Source organism: Pseudomonas sp. BIGb0381, from assembly GCF_024809815.1.
In the GTDB taxonomy this organism is placed as follows: Bacteria; Pseudomonadota; Gammaproteobacteria; order Pseudomonadales; family Pseudomonadaceae; genus Aquipseudomonas.
Window position 1 is genome coordinate 578,508 of the sequence record NZ_JANUEN010000001.1, and the last position, 15,761, is coordinate 594,268.

The window sequence follows — 15,761 nt, forward strand, 5'->3', positions numbered from 1 at the left end:
GTTGCCATGATCGGAATCGATAGGAACACGGGGGCAGCCGTCGATGACTGGCTGCAATTCGTACAGCGTGCCACCCGAGCGCTGACCACCCCCTTAGGCACTCGTCAGAAGCGCCCGATGTACGGCTCGATGATCCCGCAACTGCTCGGCCAGAACCTCGGCGACGACCTGCTGATCCTTGCTCAAAGCCATGCCGCGCAAGCCTTCTATAACACCCAGAACGGCATTGCCGACTTTCAACCCCAGGTCATCGTCGCCACCCGCCAGGGCGCCGGTTTATTGCTGCGTTTTGCCGGCACCTGGAAAAACCGCCAACAATCCTTCGAGGTCGTGACATGAGCATGCTGATCCCAGGCCAGAACCAACTGGCGGAGCCGGCGATTATCGCGGTCGATGAATTCGAACCGCTGCTGGCGGAATTCAAGGCGTTTGTCGTCGATTACGTCGCCACCCGCGCGCCGCAAAGCGCGGCCAAACTCAAGGTCAGCCTCGACAACGAAAGCGAGCTGCTGACCCTGGCCCTGGAAGCTTTTTGCGTGCGCCTGCAAACCCACGAACGCAAGTACAACGCCCGCATCAAGCAGATGCTGGCGTGGTGGGCCACCGGCAGTAACCTGGATGCACGCCTGGCCGATATGGGCCTGGAGCGCCAAGTGCTCGACCCCGGTGATCCGGCGGCTTTCCCGCCTGTACCGCCGACATTGGAGAGCGATGACGACGCGCGGCTGCGTTATTACCTGGCACCCCATGCGCCGGCGGCGGGTTCGCGTATGCAGTATCGCCGCGAAGTCTTCACCCTTGGCGAGCGGCCGTCGGTCAAGGTGCAAAGCGCCACGCCAGGCGTGGTGACTGTCAGCTACACCTTCGATCCGGACGGCTACGCCGCCCAGGTCAAGGACGGCAACGGTCGACGAACCGCGCCCGGCGAAGTGATGGTGACCGTGCTTTCCAGGGACGGCGACGGAGCACCTTCCGCCAATTTGCTTGACGGTGTTCGCCGACATTTCGCACGGCCGGATGTACGACCAGAGACCGATCTGGTCAGCGTGCAAGCTGCGCAAATCCTGCCTTACAAAATCCGCGTGATCGCGAAGATCAACGCCGGTCCGGATTCCGGACTCACTCAAGTCGCTGCGCAGAAACTGCTGCAAGACTACGCAGAGTCCTGCCATCGCCTGGAAGGCCGTGTGGACCCAAGTTGGATCGACTATGCGATCCACAGCGCTGGCGCCGCGCAACTGCAGATCCTCGAGCCGCTGGCGCCGATCATCAGCACGGCATTCCAGGCCCCATATTGCACGGGCGTCGAGGTGGAGGTGCGCACGCTATGAGTGAACCCAAAGCGAGTTTGTTGCCCGCCAACAGCTCACCACTGGAAAAGGCCTTGGATTTGGGGTTTGGGACGTTGCTGGAGCGGGTTGTACCACCTTTTCCTGCCTTGATGAATCCGCTGCAGACGCCCACCGAATTTCTTCCTTACTTGGCCGCCGACCGTGGCGTCAGCGAATGGGATGCAGACGCCAGCGAGACCGAAAAACGTCTCACCGTGGCCTTGTCCTGGCAGATTCAGCGCCAGGCGGGCACACCAAAATCGTTGAACCACGCGGTGGAATCGCTGGGTTTCACCCCCAACATCAGCGCCTGGTATCAGCAGCGGCCATTGGGCGTGCCTTACACCTTTGATGTGCAGGCGATCATCGGGCGCAGTTGGTCCAGTGGTGATCACAATCGGCTGATTCGCCGTATCAATGCGGCTCAGAGTGAGCGGGATCGAGCCACGATCACCGTAGTGCATGAGACGCAAGGTCGACTTGCCTTGACCGCGTTTGTTCACGCCCCGTTCAGCGACAGCGAGTTAAGCCTGCGAGGTGCACTACCTGAATTGGCATTGGTTGCTCGACTAAACAGTGCAGGCGTCGCCCAGCACTACACCATTAACGACTACGACCTTAGGGCGCAGCCATGACAGATGACATTACGCGCCTGGTGCGCTTCACCTCCAAGGGTTTGGATGAAGTGCTGCAGGCCAAAAACCAGGGTTTGAAAGGCGAAATCACGCACATCGGCGCCGGTACCGGCCGCTACAACCCTGAGGGCACAGAGCTGGCCTTGCGCGATGAGCGCCAGCGGGCCGCCATTGTGGATTACGAAGACCTGGGCGACCGCCAACTCAGGATGGCCGCGCTGTTTGATGGCGAGGCTGAGTATGAAATTGGCGAGTTTGGTTTTTACCTCGCCAGTGGGACTTTGCTGGCGGTGTATTCCGTGGCGGGGAAGTTGCTGACGTATAAAGCGGCGGCAGCTCGGGTACTGCAAAAGTTTACGTTGGATGTTTCGCCGTTGCCGGCGGATAGCGTGACAATTGTGGTAGGGAGTGAAAATCTTAATGTGTTGTTGGTCGATGAGTTGGCGGCTCTCTCTGCCGCGAGTGTCGACAATATGGCCAGAGGGGTCGGGCTCTTATTTCGAGTAATGGTACTTGAGCGTAAGGGTAGTACTTTTTAGCAGTGAATTTTTTGTAGTGGTTAATTAAGTTTTTCTGAGTGATCAAAACAGATAAGGAGATCGTATTTTGAGTACAGAACAGCAGCTGGCTGCCGTCGTCAGTGCGGCGAATAGTCTTACCAATGTAATCACTGGAAAGGTCGGTGAGATTGATAAGGCGATTGCGGATGCTCGGCGCGCCTACGATGCACAGCTTTTAGATTTGAAAAGCCGTTTGCCCAGGCTTGCGGTGACTAAAAATTTCAATTTGTACCCCAGCGCCGATGGAAAGTTGATCGATAACTGGGGGATTCATGGCGAGGTGGCATGTAACAAGCTTCGTTCAATCACCACTGCCTCTCAAGCTACAGGTCGTCCGCAGGCAGATGTGGATTTTCTGCTGCAGGTCCAGGCAGACGTGCGCGAACAATTCCCCGGCTTCAATATCAGAGCCAGTGAGTACTTTCGAACTATTGTAAACGTGTGGCAATTGAAGTGGGCAACCGCCGACGCTGCTCCTTGGCTCGCTTTCCCTTATACGGTTGATACGGCGCTTGCTAATGGAACGGGCGCGGTTCCACTCAACTCCTATATTACATTGGGCGCTTTCGTCCGTGTCTTGGAGGGTTCAATTACTGGCGCTTGGAGTGTCGGTGCAGAAAAAGGCAAGTGGCGCTGGTGCTCGACGGTGGTTGCGCCCAGTGAACTGTTTGGCGCCTATTACCACCTTCATCCAATGCGGACTTCTGCTTCCGGCATTGTCGAAGTGATGTTGGCAGGCGCGTGCACAGGTGTTGTTACCAGTCCAGGCGACTGGGGAACTATGTTGGCGTTGAGCTAAGGAGAGACTATGAAACCAATTTTTGTGCCTGCCGAACTTCACCCACTCATTAAGTGGCAAGTCATTCGTAGTGCTCGTGATCAGGATTTGTCTGCCAGTGATTATGCGGCGATGCCCGACTATCCAATGTTGGATAAAAATAAAGCTGTGTTCTTGGCGTACCGTCAGGGCCTGCGAGATATTCCAGATCAAGGGAGCGATCCTGATGCCGTTGTATGGCCTCCTAAACCGGAGTTCCTAAAGTAACCCTCCGCGAAAGCGGTTTTTTTTCGCCTCCCCAAAGCCCCTCCCGCAGGGGCTTTGGCGTTTTCCACTCGGAGAATTCCACTCATGCCCACCCGCCAAACCTACACCGTCCTCATCCCATTCCCAACCGGAGGTGGCCACTGGTCCACCGTCGGCGAGGAACTGGAACTGCTGGACGTGGAAGCATCCGCCCTGCGCACCGCTGGCCGCCTGGAACTGACCAGCGTCTTCAATGTCACCCCGGCCAAAAAGGCCACTACTAAGAAGGCTGACTAACCATGGCTGAGGTTCTGAACTTCGAGCACAACGGCATCACTGTGAATGCCACCGAATCCCCCGAGGCCATGGGTGGCCTCGGCGACAACGTGATCGGCCTGGTCGGCACCGCGCCGAATGCCCATGCGTCGATCCCGAAAAACGCGCCGTTCCGAATCAACAGTTTCACCACCCAGGCGCTGCTGGACCCTACTGGTGCGGAGACTGGCACGCTGTTCCACGCGGTCTACCAGATCCTCAAAGTGGTCAAGGTTCCAGTCTACGTGGTGATCGTGGAAGAGGGCGCCACCCCGGCGGACACTATCAACAATGTAATCGGCGGCAACGAGCCGGTCACCGGTCGCAAGCTGGGCCTGGCCGCACTGGCCAGCGTGCCGGAAGACCTGACCATCATCGGCGCTCCAGGCTTCACCGGCACCAAGGCCGTGGCCGGTGAGTTCGCTGCCTTCGGCAGGCGCATCAAGGCCCGGGTAGTGCTGGATGGCAAGGACGCAAGTGTCGCCGATCAGGTGACCTACAGCGGCGAACTGGGCGGTGCCGACCTCGGTTTCGACCGTTGCCTGCTGGTGCACAACATGCCGTCGGTGTACTCCAAGGCGGCGAAGAAAAACGTGTTCCTTGCGCCGTCGTCCCTGGCGATCGCTGCGCTGGCCAAGGTCAAGCAATGGGAAAGCCCGGGTAATCAGGTGACGTTCGCCGAGGACGTTTCCCGCGTGGTCGAGTACAACATCCTCGACACCTCCACCGAAGGCGACCTGCTCAACCGTTACGGCGTGAGCTACTACGCCCGCACCATCCTCGGCGGTTTTTCGCTGCTGGGTAACCGCTCCATCACCGGCAAGTTCATCAGCTACGTCGGCCTGGAAGACGCCATCAGCCGCAAGCTGGTCAAGGCGGGTCAAAAGGCCATGGCCAAGAACCTCACCAAGTCCTTCATGGACCAGGAGGTCAAGCGCATCAACGACTGGCTGCAAACCCTGGTCGCCGACGAAACCATTCCCGGCGGCAGCGTGTACCTGCACCCGGAACTCAACAGTGTCGAGAAGTACAAGAACGGCACCTGGTTCATCGTCATCGATTACGGCCGCTATGCGCCGAACGAACACATGATTTATCAACTCAACGCCCGCGATGAAATCATCGAGCAGTTCCTGGAGGACGTTCTCTAATGTTTACCAACCGAGTCAGACAGGCCATTGCGGCCACCCTTCAAGGCCTGCCGTTGTCCGCGACGGTCAACTCGTTCACACCGCCGAAGATCGATTTCGACATGGAGTCGATGACCGGCGGACGCTTTATCGGCGAAGAAATGGCCAAGAGCGCCAAGGTGCTGAATGCCACTTTGGAACTGCAAGGCGCGGGTCCGGAAATCATGCTAGCCCTGGGCGTAACCTTGGGCGAGGACATCCTGCTGAACGTGCGTGAAGCCGGCCAGGACCAGGACGGCAGGACGTATTTCACCTACCACACCGTCGGCGGCAAGCTGAAGTCCCTGGGCGAGGCCGCGCTGAAGATGGGCGAGAAACCCACCACCACCCTGGAGCTGTCCTGCCGCACCTACAACCGCTTGGAAAACGGCATTCCGGTGATCGACATCGACGTGCGCACTCAGAAATTCGTGCTCAACGGTGTCGACATTCTCGGCGATGCGCGCCGCGCCGTGCTGATGCCGTAACCCCCGGGGGGCGGGCGTGCTCGCCCCCATACTTAACCAAGGAATTGCTCCATGGCCTGGATGCCTCCGCTGCATAGCCTGCTGTCCCCGATCACCGCCGACACAGGCGCGCCGATCCAGCAGGTTCAACTCAAACCGCTGTACTACGCCGCGCAAAAAGAAGCGCTGGCCCGGGCCGGTGACGACGAGGACGACCAGTTCTTCGAACTGGCGAAACTCGCCACCGGCCTGTCGGAAAAAGAGCTCGACCAACTCAAGCGCCCGGACTACGTCAGCATCGCCCAATACGTACACGAGATGTCGACGCGTCCTGCGTCGTTTTTTCTGGATGAGCAAGCGACGGCAACCCACGACCAGCCCGTCCAATTGTTGCTGCCTCTCGACGCGGCCGGTCGGACGCTCACTGAACTGCCCTTGGAAATGCCCGCTCTGCGTGCCACCAAGGTAATGAAAAAACTCGTCACCAACAAAGAGCGCGCCGAGTTCATTACCGCCCATTGCACCGGCTTGATGATCCCCGACCTCGCCAACCTGACCGTGCCCGACTGGACCGAACTGCAAGGGCACATCGACGATTTTTTAAACAAACCGGCGGACTTCTTTCGGAGCGCGACATCGAAGTAATCCTCGATGTGGTGCCGCTGATTTATTCGGTCAATGAGGCTGAGATCCTTGACTGGGACGCCGGCAAAGCATTGCGCCGCTACGACATCGCGATCACTCGCCTTGGCGTTAAACAGGAGTAAGCGGGATGCAAGAGACTCAATATCAGACCAGGCTCGCCCAGGAAGACAAGCGCTGGATGATCGGCGATGTGGAGCTTGGTAGTGTGCTCGCGCCGTTTTCCGCAAGCCTTGCCACTCCTCTGAGTCTGGAGGCGGCGCCGCAGCCGCAGTCCGAACTCAGCTCGGCGCTGATCACCGTCAGTGTGGATATCAACGCCTTGACCCTGGAGCAAGTGCGGCTGCGTGAAACACTGGAAACGCTCAACAGCACATTGTTCATTACGAGCGCAGCACTGGCGGGCACGGCTGGCGGCTCCACCGGCAGTGAAGCGAAAAACACGCCGAAAGAAAAAGCGTCTGCCGACGAATCCTCGATCACACAGTTGCTCAAGTGGTCGGGTGAAGGCCTGGCGGAGTCGGCCAGGACCAAGGTTTCAGACAAAACACTTGAGGTGACGCTTGGTAAAATTCCCGGCGTTGGCGCGTTGTTCAAGGGCGCCAGCAAGGGGAGCGACGGTTGCTGCCCAGGCGTCAGCGAGGCGCTACGTGGGCGCGAGCGCTTCGGACCAAAGTACACGAGCGGGCGCAAAAATTCGGGTAGACCAAGGTTGGCGAGGTTGAGGAACACCTCTACCTCCAGTAAAGCGACCAGTGGGTTTAACGCGACGGTGCGCAACCTGTTCGAGAAGGTGAGCAAGGTATTGGAAGCCCCACGATTAGGCTTTCATGGCGGCGCAACAACTCAGCGTGTCTCCCCAAGTTCGCCGGACACTCGGCTGGGGAGCAGTGCCGTGCGCAATCTGGCGCCAGGCAGGGGCGTCGGGTTAATTGACGCGTTGGAACGAGGCTTGATTCCGATGCCCGGCCAAGTGGGTGCGAATACTCCCCAACCTTTATCGTCCAGCCCTTTGAGTCATTCCACTGGAGATGTTGTCCGCGTACCAATGCCGACAACCTCCCGCCTGGCTGACACGATGAACCGGCTGGAGTCGGTCGGCGCCCGCCGTCTCGGTCCGCTGCGGTACGTCGACGCTGCAGTCAATGTGGTTCAAGGCGTGCGCAATGGTGACGTAAAAGCCGTCGGCTCAGGCCTCAGCACCGCCGGTGGTGCCTGGGCCGGTGCCTCCGCAGGCGCCGCTATCGGCACTCTGGTTTTCCCCGGCGTTGGCACCGCTGTCGGTGGCGCAATTGGCGGTTTGCTGGGCAGTGAGGCGGGCGCCTGGCTGGGCGACAAATTGTTCAGTTCAAGTGATCGCCTGCCTGCACCCAATGCGGTGAGCAAGGAACTCAACGCGGCGCGCACGGATAACGTGCAAGTCACCCTCGCCCCGAGTATCCAGATCACCGGTGTAAACCCCGCCGATGCCCAGCAGGTCGTCAACCAGGTGATCCAGGCGCTGCAGTTCCAATGCATGCCGATGCTCACCGACAGCCTGGGCATCCGACGCAACGCGGCACTGGCCGATCCTCCAGGAGGTGACTGATGCGACAACAAATGGTGCTCGGCGACTTTATCTTTGGCTTGTCCCGAGGATTTGCCTATTCCTCGTTGATCCGTGCCAGCGACGGCGGCTGGAGTGACCTGGCGATTATTGCCAGCAAGTCGCAGTCGCGGCAGAGCGGTCAGAAGCTGGAAAAACTCACATTCAGCGGCACGGCCATGTACGGCGTAGGCATGCAGCGCTTGGACGAGTTGCGCGCGCTGCAAAACACGCGTGCGCCGTTGCCTTTGGTTGACGGCATCGGCCGTAACTGGGGCTTGTGGCGGATTAATTCGGTGGTGGAAACCCAGAGCAATGTGATCGATGACGGCACCGCTATGGTCATGGCCTGGACGCTGGAGTTAGAGGAATTCGTCAATGCGTAGAGTGCGAAGTATCGCCGGTGATTCGGTCAATCTGTTGCTTTATCGGGAGTTGGGCCGTTGCGATGACGCAGCGGAAGAAACCCTCTGGCGCCTGAACCCCGAGCTTGCCGAATATGGCCCGGTGCTACCGGCCGGCGTGTGGGTGATCGTGCCGGAATTGCACGCTCGGTCAGGTGCTGCGCGACCCGTTTTGGCCTGGGATTAAGGAGGCTGCATGGCACAGGGATTTACGCCTATCGTCGAGTTTTATGGCGCCAACGCGGCGCTGCTCAATCAACGCCTGATGCGCTGGAGCCACACTGACGCTGCGGGCATTGAGACTGACCGGCTGGAGCTGACCCTCAATATCGAGGGGCTGGACGGCCTGCCCACTCTGAACGGCAAGATCGGCTTGCGTGTCGGTTACCTGGAATCGGGGTTGGTGGAGAAGGGCGAGTTTGTCGTCACCCAACGGACCCCGGTGCTGTTTCCCATGCGCTTGATGATCGTAGCCACCGCAGCGCCCTTCAGCGTGGTCGATGCAACGGGTTACCGCCAGCGTCGATCCGCCAGTTACGGTCCGACCACCCTGGGCGCGCTGTTTCGCCGACTGGTCAGTCGTCACGGCTATTCACCGCGAGTGGCGCCAGCGCTGGAGGGGATTGCGATCGCGCACATCGACCAGTCCAACGAAAGCGACATGGCGTTCATTTCGCGCCTTGCCCGACTCTATAGTGCGGTGACCAAACCGTTTAACGAACTCTATGTGTTGGCCGAAGCCGGCCGAGTCAAGTCGCTCTCCGGCCAGCTACTGCCGGAAGTGAAGCTGTCCGTGACGGATGATAACCGCCCCGGTGAACAGAGCTTCATTACCGCCAAACTCGACGAAAAATCCCGCTCGAAATACGAAGGCTGCCGCGCCAGTTGGTGGGATGCCTCAGCCGGCAAGCAGCGCGTAGTCCAGGTGGGGAACGCCCCGTTCAAAACCTTACGCCAACGCTACCAGAACGAAGCCGAAGCCCGCGCCGTTGCCGAAGGCGAACTACGCCGTGTGGGGCGTGAAAATGTGAAGTTGCTGATCGATTGCCCGGGCAATCCATTGTTGGCCGCGGAAGGGCTGTTAGTGCTGGATGAGAGCTGGCCGTCCTATATGCAGGGACGATGGTCGATAAGGCAGGTGGTTCATGTCGGCGATCCGGTGACGGGATACCGCAGTTCGATTACGGCCGGTGGGTTGTCGAGATAGCTACTTTTCGAGAGTAAAACCAATGGTGATAACACTCCCCCAACTGCTTGGCGTTATGCCGGATGCCCGCCTTAGAGCGGGCCTTTTTTTAGCGCCCTTGAATGCGGCTTTCGTTCGTTTCGAGATCAACCGTGCGAAGCGCATCGCCGCCTTCCTCGCCCAGATTGGCCACGAATCCGGCGAACTGCGTTACGTCCGTGAACTGGGCAGCGATCACTACCTGAGCAAATACGACACCGGCAGCCTGGCCGCGCGCCTGGGCAACACCTCTGAAGCGGATGGCGATGGTCAGTTGTACCGGGGCAGGGGGCTGATCCAGATCACCGGTCGGCGCAATTACCTGGCATGCAGCCAGGCGTTGTTTGGTGATGATCGTCTGTTGAGATATCCCATGTTGTTGGAGCAACCACAATGGGCGGCTGAGTCGGCCGCCTGGTTCTGGCAGAGCAATGGCCTGAATGAGCTGGCAGACAAGGATCAGTTCACCGCCATCACACGGCGGATCAACGGCGGGTTGAATGGGCTCGAGGATCGCTTGCGATTGTGGGCGCTGGCGAAGGCGGTGTTATGCGCTTCCTAGGGGCTTGGCGATTGATCGGCGTTTGCCTGTTAGTGGCGGTGACCTGGCAAGTACAGGCTTGGCGATTGGGGGCGCAGTTGGAGCGGCAAGCGGCTGTCCATGCCCAGGCGCTCAGTCAACAAACCCAGGCAGCCCTGCGCCAGCAACAGGTACAGCAGGACAAACGGCTGGCCCTGGAGCAACAGCTCAGTGCCAGCGCCCAACACCATGCTCGGGAGTTAAGCGATGCGCAACATAACCAGGCTGCTCTGCGCGACCGCCTGGCCACTGCTGATGTGCGGTTGTCAGTCCTTCTCGACGCAGCCGAGCCCGCCAGTGGCTGTGCAATGCCAACCGCCGCCACCGCCGTCCGCGTGGTTCATGCAGCCGCGCGAGCCCGACTTGACCCGGCGCATGCTCAACGAATTATCGGCATCACCGATGCCGGCGACCAAGGACTGATCGCCTTGCGCGCTTGCCAGGCTTATGTGCGCGCTGTCACCCGCTAATCTCTTGTTCCCGTCTGTCGCTTGCATGAGCGATTTGCTCCTGTAGGGTAGGCAAACCCCCGCCCACTTCTGGAGACCGTCGTGAAGGAAATCACTCAACTTGCCGCTGAACTGGGTCGCCGCCTGCAGGTGCTCAATGCCCACGTCACCACGGCCGAATCCTGTACCGGTGGCGGTATCGCCGAGGCCATTACGCGGATCCCTGGGAGTTCGGCCTGGTTCGAGGCGGGGTATGTCACCTATTCCAATCGGCAGAAGACCCGGCAGTTGAATGTGCCGGAGACGTTGTTTCCAAAGGTTGGGGCGGTCAGCCAGGAAGTGGTGGAGGCCATGGTGCGCGGCGCCCAGGAGAAAAGCCTGGCGCGCTTTGCCGTGGCGGTCAGCGGTGTGGCGGGGCCGGATGGTGGTTCGGCGGACAAACCGGTGGGCACCGTATGGTTGGCCTTTGGTGTTGGCGAGGAGGTCACGGCCGAGCTTGCGCACTTCCCCGGCAACCGCGATGAGGTCCGCCGACAAACGGTGAAGGCCGCGCTGGAGGGCTTGTTGCGACGAGCTGCAGCAGAAATAGAAAATCAGGGGTAGGCGATCTCTGATCTTTGTGGAACAATACTGTCTACTTATACAGGTGTTGGCCGTCAGGCCTTATTGATTACGTGAGGACTTTAATGGACGACAACAAGAAGAAAGCCTTGGCTGCGGCCCTGGGTCAGATCGAACGTCAATTCGGCAAGGGTGCCGTAATGCGTATGGGCGATCACGACCGTCAGGCGATCCCGGCTATTTCCACTGGCTCTCTGGGTCTGGACATCGCGCTCGGCATTGGCGGCCTGCCAAAAGGCCGTATCGTTGAAATCTACGGCCCTGAATCTTCCGGTAAAACTACCCTGACCCTGTCGGTGATTGCCCAAGCGCAAAAAATGGGCGCCACGTGCGCGTTCGTCGACGCCGAGCACGCCCTGGATCCTGAATACGCCGGCAAGCTGGGCGTCAACGTTGACGACCTGCTGGTGTCCCAGCCGGACACTGGTGAGCAAGCCCTGGAAATCACCGACATGCTGGTGCGCTCCAACGCCATCGACGTGATCGTGGTCGACTCCGTGGCAGCTCTGGTACCCAAGGCAGAAATCGAAGGCGAAATGGGCGACATGCACGTGGGCCTGCAAGCCCGCCTGATGTCCCAGGCGCTGCGTAAAATCACCGGTAACATCAAGAACGCCAACTGCCTGGTGATCTTCATCAACCAGATCCGTATGAAGATCGGCGTGATGTTCGGCAGCCCGGAAACCACCACCGGTGGTAACGCGCTGAAGTTCTACGCGTCGGTCCGTCTGGACATCCGCCGTACTGGCGCGGTGAAAGAGGGTGATGAGGTTGTGGGTAGCGAAACCCGCGTCAAGGTCGTGAAGAACAAAGTGGCTCCGCCTTTCCGCCAGGCTGAATTCCAGATTCTCTACGGCAAGGGTATCTACCTGAACGGCGAGATGATCGATCTGGGCGTGCTGCACGGCTTCGTCGAGAAGTCCGGTGCCTGGTATGCCTATAACGGCAGCAAGATCGGTCAGGGCAAGGCCAACTCGGCCAAGTTCCTGGCGGACAACCCGGATATCGCTGCCACGCTTGAGAAGCAGATTCGCGACAAACTGCTGACCCCAGCACCAGACGTGAAAGCTGCCGCCAACCGCGAGCCGGTTGAAGAAGTAGAAGAAGCCGACACTGACATCTGAAGCAAACGATGACTGTTGTACTGGATACACTTGTCGCCGTTCGGCGCACCGCAATGGACCTGCTCGCTCGCCGCGAGCACGGTCGAGTCGAGCTGACGCGTAAACTGCGTCAGCGCGGCGCGGAACCCGAGATGATCGAAACTGCCCTTGACCGTTTGACGGAAGAGGGGCTGCTTTCGGAAGCCCGTTACCTCGAAAGTTTTGTCTCCTACCGAGCTCGCTCCGGCTACGGCCCCGCGCGGATTCGCGAAGAGCTGAGCCAGCGCGGTTTACAGCGCGCCGATATCGACCTTGCCTTGCGTGAGTGCGGTATCAGTTGGCAGGCGCAACTGGAAGACACCTGGCGTCGCAAATTTTCTGGTCATCTCCCCATCGATGCCAGGGAACGTGCGAAGCAGGGGCGTTTCTTGAGTTATCGCGGTTTTTCGATGGAAATGATCAGCCGCTTACTCAGCGGTCGAGATATGGACGACTGAACACTTTGTTGTGTGATGAACGGCCTTGTAGTGTGGTGAATGGGCTTGTTGTGGCGAGCGGGCTTGCCCCGCGTCGGGCTGCGAAGCAGCCCCAATGGCCTTACCTTCGATCTAAACCTGAAACACCCAAAAAAGGCCCGCTATGAAAATAGCGGGCCTTTTTTCGTTTCTGGATTCTGCGTTTCTGGATTTCACGCCGGCTGCGGCGCTACCCGCTGTTGCGTCTTCCCCTGGGCCTGCGCCCAGTTCTCCGGCAAGTTGATGTAATCCACCAGCTCCCGCAGCCGGCCCTGGTCGCGGCCATTGAAGTTGAACACCAACCGCGTCAAATGGCTGAACTTCGGCTCATCATGCTCCTCGCCCGTATAGGCAAGCTGCTGGAATTCTCCACTCAACCGCAGGCTGGAAAATTCACTCTGCAAATGAGCCAGCGCTCGATCACTGAGCGGGTGATTCATGCGCACCACAAACTCACGTTTCAACCAGCGCGTGGAATGGAAGTTGGCATAAAACCTATTGATCTCTTCCACTGCCTCTTCAGCGCTGTACACCAGGCGTACCAGCTTGAGGTCAGTGGGCAGGATGTAGCGATTGGCTTCCAGTTGGCTACGGATAAAGTCCAGGGCCCCCTGCCAGAAACCGCCACCCGGCGCATCCAGCAACACCACCGGCACCAGCGGGCTTTTGCCGGTCTGGATCAGGGTCAATACTTCCAGGGCTTCATCCAGTGTGCCGAAACCACCCGGGCACAGCACCAGCGCATCGGCTTCCTTGACGAAGAACAGCTTGCGGGTAAAGAAGAAGTGGAAGGACAGCAGGTTCTCGGTGCCATCGATGGTTGGGTTGGCATGCTGTTCAAACGGCAGGGTAATGTTGAAGCCCAGGCTGTGTTCCAGGCCAGCCCCTTCGTGGGCTGCCGCCATGATGCCGCCGCCGCCACCGGTGATCACCATCAGGTCCGAGCGTGCCAGTGCGGCACCCACCTCGCGGGCCAAGGCGTACAGCGGGCTTTCCACCGGGGTGCGTGCCGAGCCGAACACTGTGACTTTGCGGCGCCCCTTGAACTGTTCGAGTACGCGGAAGGCGTGGTCCAGTTCGCGAATGGCTTGCAAGGTGATCTTGGCGTTCCAGCGGTTGCGGTCGTCCTGGGCCATGCGTAGCACGGTCAGAATCATGTCGCGATACAGGGGGATATTCGGGCTGTTGGGGGCGATCTGCTGGAGTTGAGCTTCGACCTGCTGCGTAAGGTCAGCGCCGTTTTCTTCAAAATGCCGGATCAGGCTGTCATTCGGTTCGTAAGGCATTCAACTTCTCCTTCTTCACAGAGGCTGGGCCTGCGGCGAGAAATTCGTCCGGGGCCACGACACTGCTTGTGTCGCTGCATGCCCAAGGCATTGCACATGTTTGCCAGGCGACAAACGGGCTCTGTATGTTCCTTGTGATTTAAAAAACCTTTGCACTGCAAGTCGCAGGAGGGCAACCCTGTTTTGCTCAGAAATTGTTACAGAACAGCACGGGAGCCGTTATGAACGGGCGATTGGGATGACTTGATGATGGGCCGAAAAACCCTTGGCTGGCAACCGCTTATTGGTCGCTCATCAGGTAGTTCAGCGATGTTCAGGGAGTTGACGCGGGGGAGTGCGCGCTACTGGACAGCAGCGCGCGAGGGGCTAGCGAAGATTACTTTTTCTTCTTGGCGGCAGCCGGTGCCGGGCAATCCGCTTCCACGAACTTCACCGATGCCACAGGACGGTTGGTCTTGTTCTCGGTGATTTCGTAGCGCATCACTGCGCCCTTGGCCATCAGCTCGCGATAACCTTTGTTCAGGCACACGCTTTGCCCGAGTTGGAAGTACACAGCCTTGGGGTTGGCGCGCATTTGTTCGGCACGGTCGGGCAAGACGCTCAGGTGATCGATCAACTGCATGCCTTCAACGGTGTAGGCGACTTCGAGGGTTTTTTCGTCGATTTCCCGGGGCAGGTCCTTGTTACTTTCAGCAGCGACGCTTTGCAGCTTCCGGTTCATTTGGGCCTCCAGCAGCGAGGCCGCCTGGGCGCCCACGGGCAGTACCAGCGCAAGTGCGATGGATGGGGCGGCAAGACGCAGCATGGAACGCAGCATGAAACTCTCCTGATTCGGTTACTGGTGCATAGACCAGCCACTGCGCTGTGCGTTCAGTGGCGCGCAATTATAGGTGACGCCTTGCCACTACAGCCAGGCGTATCGCTGGTAAACTGCGGCCACTTCAGCCTTTCACGAGTTTTGTCCGTGTCGATCTACCCCTCTGTACGGCGCATCCGATGAGCCACGCCGTCTCCCGCCTGCGTACCCAGCGACTGGCACGCGCGATCAAGCCCTTCGTCAATCGAGGCTCCCGTGCCGAACGCTGTCCCGGCTGCCGGGTCATTCCCGAGTATTGCCTGTGCGCCTGGCGCCCCCGGGTCGCAGCCAGGTCTGCTATGTGCCTGCTGATGCACGATGTCGAACCGATGAAGCCCAGCAACACTGGCTGGCTGATCGCCGATGTTATCGACGACACTACCGCCTTCGCCTGGTCGCGCACCGAAGTCGACCCGGATTTGCTCACCCTGCTCGCTGACCCGCAGTGGCAGCCCTACATCGTGTTCCCCGGCGAATTTGTAGCACCCGAACGTGTCGTCAGTACAGTGACGGTGGCAGAAGGCAGGCGCCCGCTGTTCATCCTGCTGGATGGCACCTGGAGCGAAGCGCGCAAGATGTTCCGCAAGAGCCCTTATCTGGAGCATCTGCCGGTATTGAGTCTGGCGCCGGAGCAGCTCTCGCGCTACAAACTGCGCCGCTCCAAGCGCGACGACCATTTCTGCACCGCCGAAGTCGCGGCCCTGTGCCTGGAGCTGGCCGATGACGCCGCGGCAAGCGAAGTGCTGGACGCCTATCTTGACGTATTCAGCACCCATTACCTGGCCGCAAAGTTCCAGTTGCCACTGGATCCGGCCGACAGCGTCCATACTCGTCTTGCACCCTATATATAAGCGCGATAGCCAGGCGACGTTTGCATGATGGCAGCGTAAACCCGCACCTCGCTAAAATGCCCATGGGCGTAGTGCTTGACCCCCCAGGCTGCGCTGGGCATGCTGGGCGCCGATTGGGGCGCAACCGTGAATTTTCGACGTCG

The 15,761-nt window shown here is 59.3% G+C and carries 22 protein-coding genes; 20 read left to right on the forward strand and 2 right to left on the reverse strand.

The annotated features are described in order from the left end of the window. Positions 1-6 precede the first annotated feature (6 nt). The 19 genes from M2397_RS02835 to recX all read left to right on the forward strand — a co-directional run bounded on the left by M2397_RS02835 (position 7) and on the right by recX (position 12,607). Complete coding sequence (locus M2397_RS02835) at positions 7-339, forward strand: phage baseplate protein (protein WP_099601229.1); 333 nt, start codon at positions 7-9, stop codon at positions 337-339. Then, entirely contained in the window at positions 336-1,331 is a 996-nt protein-coding gene (locus M2397_RS02840; RefSeq protein ID WP_145335116.1) for a baseplate J/gp47 family protein, read from the forward strand. The genes M2397_RS02835 and M2397_RS02840 overlap by 4 nt, the downstream gene beginning before the upstream one ends. After that, positions 1,328-1,966: a phage tail protein I gene (locus tag M2397_RS02845; RefSeq protein WP_259242273.1), complete on the forward strand. Its 639-nt coding sequence runs from the start codon at positions 1,328-1,330 to the stop codon at positions 1,964-1,966. Before M2397_RS02840 ends, M2397_RS02845 begins: the two co-directional genes overlap by 4 nt. Next, a complete protein-coding gene (locus tag M2397_RS02850; RefSeq protein ID WP_259242274.1) occupies positions 1,963-2,505 on the forward strand; it encodes a hypothetical protein in 543 nt (180 codons plus the stop codon). Before M2397_RS02845 ends, M2397_RS02850 begins: the two co-directional genes overlap by 4 nt. 67 nt (positions 2,506-2,572) lie before the next feature. Then, complete coding sequence (locus M2397_RS02855; RefSeq protein WP_145335114.1) at positions 2,573-3,325, forward strand: hypothetical protein; 753 nt, start codon at positions 2,573-2,575, stop codon at positions 3,323-3,325. 9 nt (positions 3,326-3,334) lie between these two features. After that, positions 3,335-3,571: a tail fiber assembly protein gene (locus M2397_RS02860; RefSeq protein WP_131697358.1), complete on the forward strand. Its 237-nt coding sequence runs from the start codon at positions 3,335-3,337 to the stop codon at positions 3,569-3,571. Positions 3,572-3,655: 84 nt separating this feature from the next. Next, positions 3,656-3,847 (forward strand): hypothetical protein, encoded by a 192-nt coding sequence (locus tag M2397_RS02865; protein ID WP_259242275.1) that lies wholly within the window; start codon positions 3,656-3,658, stop codon positions 3,845-3,847. 2 nt (positions 3,848-3,849) lie between these two features. Further along, a complete protein-coding gene (locus M2397_RS02870) occupies positions 3,850-5,016 on the forward strand; it encodes a phage tail protein (protein ID WP_259242276.1) in 1,167 nt (388 codons plus the stop codon). Next, complete coding sequence (locus tag M2397_RS02875) at positions 5,016-5,522, forward strand: phage major tail tube protein (RefSeq protein ID WP_145335110.1); 507 nt, start codon at positions 5,016-5,018, stop codon at positions 5,520-5,522. The genes M2397_RS02870 and M2397_RS02875 overlap by 1 nt, the downstream gene beginning before the upstream one ends. A 51-nt stretch (positions 5,523-5,573) precedes the next feature. Continuing rightward, entirely contained in the window at positions 5,574-6,146 is a 573-nt protein-coding gene (locus M2397_RS02880) for a phage tail assembly protein (RefSeq protein ID WP_145335108.1), read from the forward strand. A gap of 127 nt (positions 6,147-6,273) precedes the next feature. Further along, the gene (locus M2397_RS02885) at positions 6,274-7,731 is read left to right on the forward strand and encodes a hypothetical protein (protein ID WP_145335106.1); all 1,458 of its coding nucleotides are present in this window, start codon (positions 6,274-6,276) and stop codon (positions 7,729-7,731) included. Next, positions 7,731-8,114, forward strand: coding sequence for a phage tail protein (locus M2397_RS02890; protein ID WP_131697353.1), 384 nt, complete (start codon positions 7,731-7,733; stop codon positions 8,112-8,114). The genes M2397_RS02885 and M2397_RS02890 overlap by 1 nt, the downstream gene beginning before the upstream one ends. Continuing rightward, positions 8,107-8,319 (forward strand): tail protein X, encoded by a 213-nt coding sequence (locus M2397_RS02895; RefSeq protein WP_131697352.1) that lies wholly within the window; start codon positions 8,107-8,109, stop codon positions 8,317-8,319. The genes M2397_RS02890 and M2397_RS02895 overlap by 8 nt, the downstream gene beginning before the upstream one ends. Positions 8,320-8,328: 9 nt before the next feature. Next, positions 8,329-9,339, forward strand: coding sequence for a contractile injection system protein, VgrG/Pvc8 family (locus M2397_RS02900; RefSeq protein ID WP_259242277.1), 1,011 nt, complete (start codon positions 8,329-8,331; stop codon positions 9,337-9,339). A 22-nt stretch (positions 9,340-9,361) separates the two neighbouring features. Further along, positions 9,362-9,919 carry a glycoside hydrolase family 19 protein gene (locus M2397_RS02905; protein WP_131697350.1) on the forward strand — a complete coding sequence of 186 codons (558 nt, stop codon included), beginning with the start codon at positions 9,362-9,364 and terminating at the stop codon, positions 9,917-9,919. Next, positions 9,907-10,407, forward strand: a complete 501-nt coding sequence (locus M2397_RS02910) for a lysis system i-spanin subunit Rz (RefSeq protein WP_131697349.1) — start codon at positions 9,907-9,909, stop codon at positions 10,405-10,407. The genes M2397_RS02905 and M2397_RS02910 overlap by 13 nt, the downstream gene beginning before the upstream one ends. 81 nt (positions 10,408-10,488) lie before the next feature. After that, positions 10,489-10,989 (forward strand): CinA family protein, encoded by a 501-nt coding sequence (locus M2397_RS02915; protein ID WP_131697348.1) that lies wholly within the window; start codon positions 10,489-10,491, stop codon positions 10,987-10,989. Between the two features lie 83 nt (positions 10,990-11,072). Continuing rightward, positions 11,073-12,131: a recombinase RecA gene (recA, locus tag M2397_RS02920; protein ID WP_048720087.1), complete on the forward strand. Its 1,059-nt coding sequence runs from the start codon at positions 11,073-11,075 to the stop codon at positions 12,129-12,131. Between the two features lie 8 nt (positions 12,132-12,139). After that, complete coding sequence (recX, locus tag M2397_RS02925; RefSeq protein ID WP_016977936.1) at positions 12,140-12,607, forward strand: recombination regulator RecX; 468 nt, start codon at positions 12,140-12,142, stop codon at positions 12,605-12,607. A gap of 191 nt (positions 12,608-12,798) precedes the next feature. On the opposite strand, the gene M2397_RS02930 is transcribed toward recX, so the two are convergent. Then, positions 12,799-13,911, reverse strand: a complete 1,113-nt coding sequence (locus M2397_RS02930) for a TIGR00730 family Rossman fold protein (protein WP_184744495.1) — start codon at positions 13,909-13,911, stop codon at positions 12,799-12,801. Between the two features lie 376 nt (positions 13,912-14,287). Further along, positions 14,288-14,728 (reverse strand): PA3611 family quorum-sensing-regulated virulence factor, encoded by a 441-nt coding sequence (locus tag M2397_RS02935; RefSeq protein ID WP_065903274.1) that lies wholly within the window; start codon positions 14,726-14,728, stop codon positions 14,288-14,290. Between the two features lie 179 nt (positions 14,729-14,907). On the opposite strand from M2397_RS02935, the gene M2397_RS02940 reads away from it, so the two are divergent. Continuing rightward, complete coding sequence (locus M2397_RS02940; RefSeq protein ID WP_259242278.1) at positions 14,908-15,618, forward strand: tRNA-uridine aminocarboxypropyltransferase; 711 nt, start codon at positions 14,908-14,910, stop codon at positions 15,616-15,618. The last annotated feature ends 143 nt before the right edge of the window (positions 15,619-15,761 follow it).

Coding starts and splice junctions, on each gene's coding strand:
- M2397_RS02885 (WP_145335106.1), top strand. CDS start 6,274: ATGCAAGAGACTCAATATCAGACCAGGCTCGCCCAGGAAGACAAGCGC.
- M2397_RS02935 (WP_065903274.1), bottom strand. CDS start 14,728: ATGCTGCGTTCCATGCTGCGTCTTGCCGCCCCATCCATCGCACTTGCG.
- M2397_RS02880 (WP_145335108.1), top strand. CDS start 5,574: ATGGCCTGGATGCCTCCGCTGCATAGCCTGCTGTCCCCGATCACCGCC.
- M2397_RS02900 (WP_259242277.1), top strand. CDS start 8,329: ATGGCACAGGGATTTACGCCTATCGTCGAGTTTTATGGCGCCAACGCG.
- M2397_RS02905 (WP_131697350.1), top strand. CDS start 9,362: ATGGTGATAACACTCCCCCAACTGCTTGGCGTTATGCCGGATGCCCGC.
- M2397_RS02875 (WP_145335110.1), top strand. CDS start 5,016: ATGTTTACCAACCGAGTCAGACAGGCCATTGCGGCCACCCTTCAAGGC.
- M2397_RS02890 (WP_131697353.1), top strand. CDS start 7,731: ATGCGACAACAAATGGTGCTCGGCGACTTTATCTTTGGCTTGTCCCGA.
- M2397_RS02835 (WP_099601229.1), top strand. CDS start 7: ATGATCGGAATCGATAGGAACACGGGGGCAGCCGTCGATGACTGGCTG.
- M2397_RS02860 (WP_131697358.1), top strand. CDS start 3,335: ATGAAACCAATTTTTGTGCCTGCCGAACTTCACCCACTCATTAAGTGG.
- M2397_RS02865 (WP_259242275.1), top strand. CDS start 3,656: ATGCCCACCCGCCAAACCTACACCGTCCTCATCCCATTCCCAACCGGA.
- M2397_RS02845 (WP_259242273.1), top strand. CDS start 1,328: ATGAGTGAACCCAAAGCGAGTTTGTTGCCCGCCAACAGCTCACCACTG.
- M2397_RS02910 (WP_131697349.1), top strand. CDS start 9,907: ATGCGCTTCCTAGGGGCTTGGCGATTGATCGGCGTTTGCCTGTTAGTG.
- M2397_RS02930 (WP_184744495.1), bottom strand. CDS start 13,911: ATGCCTTACGAACCGAATGACAGCCTGATCCGGCATTTTGAAGAAAAC.
- M2397_RS02870 (WP_259242276.1), top strand. CDS start 3,850: ATGGCTGAGGTTCTGAACTTCGAGCACAACGGCATCACTGTGAATGCC.
- M2397_RS02895 (WP_131697352.1), top strand. CDS start 8,107: ATGCGTAGAGTGCGAAGTATCGCCGGTGATTCGGTCAATCTGTTGCTT.
- M2397_RS02940 (WP_259242278.1), top strand. CDS start 14,908: ATGAGCCACGCCGTCTCCCGCCTGCGTACCCAGCGACTGGCACGCGCG.
- M2397_RS02840 (WP_145335116.1), top strand. CDS start 336: ATGAGCATGCTGATCCCAGGCCAGAACCAACTGGCGGAGCCGGCGATT.
- recA (WP_048720087.1), top strand. CDS start 11,073: ATGGACGACAACAAGAAGAAAGCCTTGGCTGCGGCCCTGGGTCAGATC.
- M2397_RS02850 (WP_259242274.1), top strand. CDS start 1,963: ATGACAGATGACATTACGCGCCTGGTGCGCTTCACCTCCAAGGGTTTG.
- recX (WP_016977936.1), top strand. CDS start 12,140: ATGACTGTTGTACTGGATACACTTGTCGCCGTTCGGCGCACCGCAATG.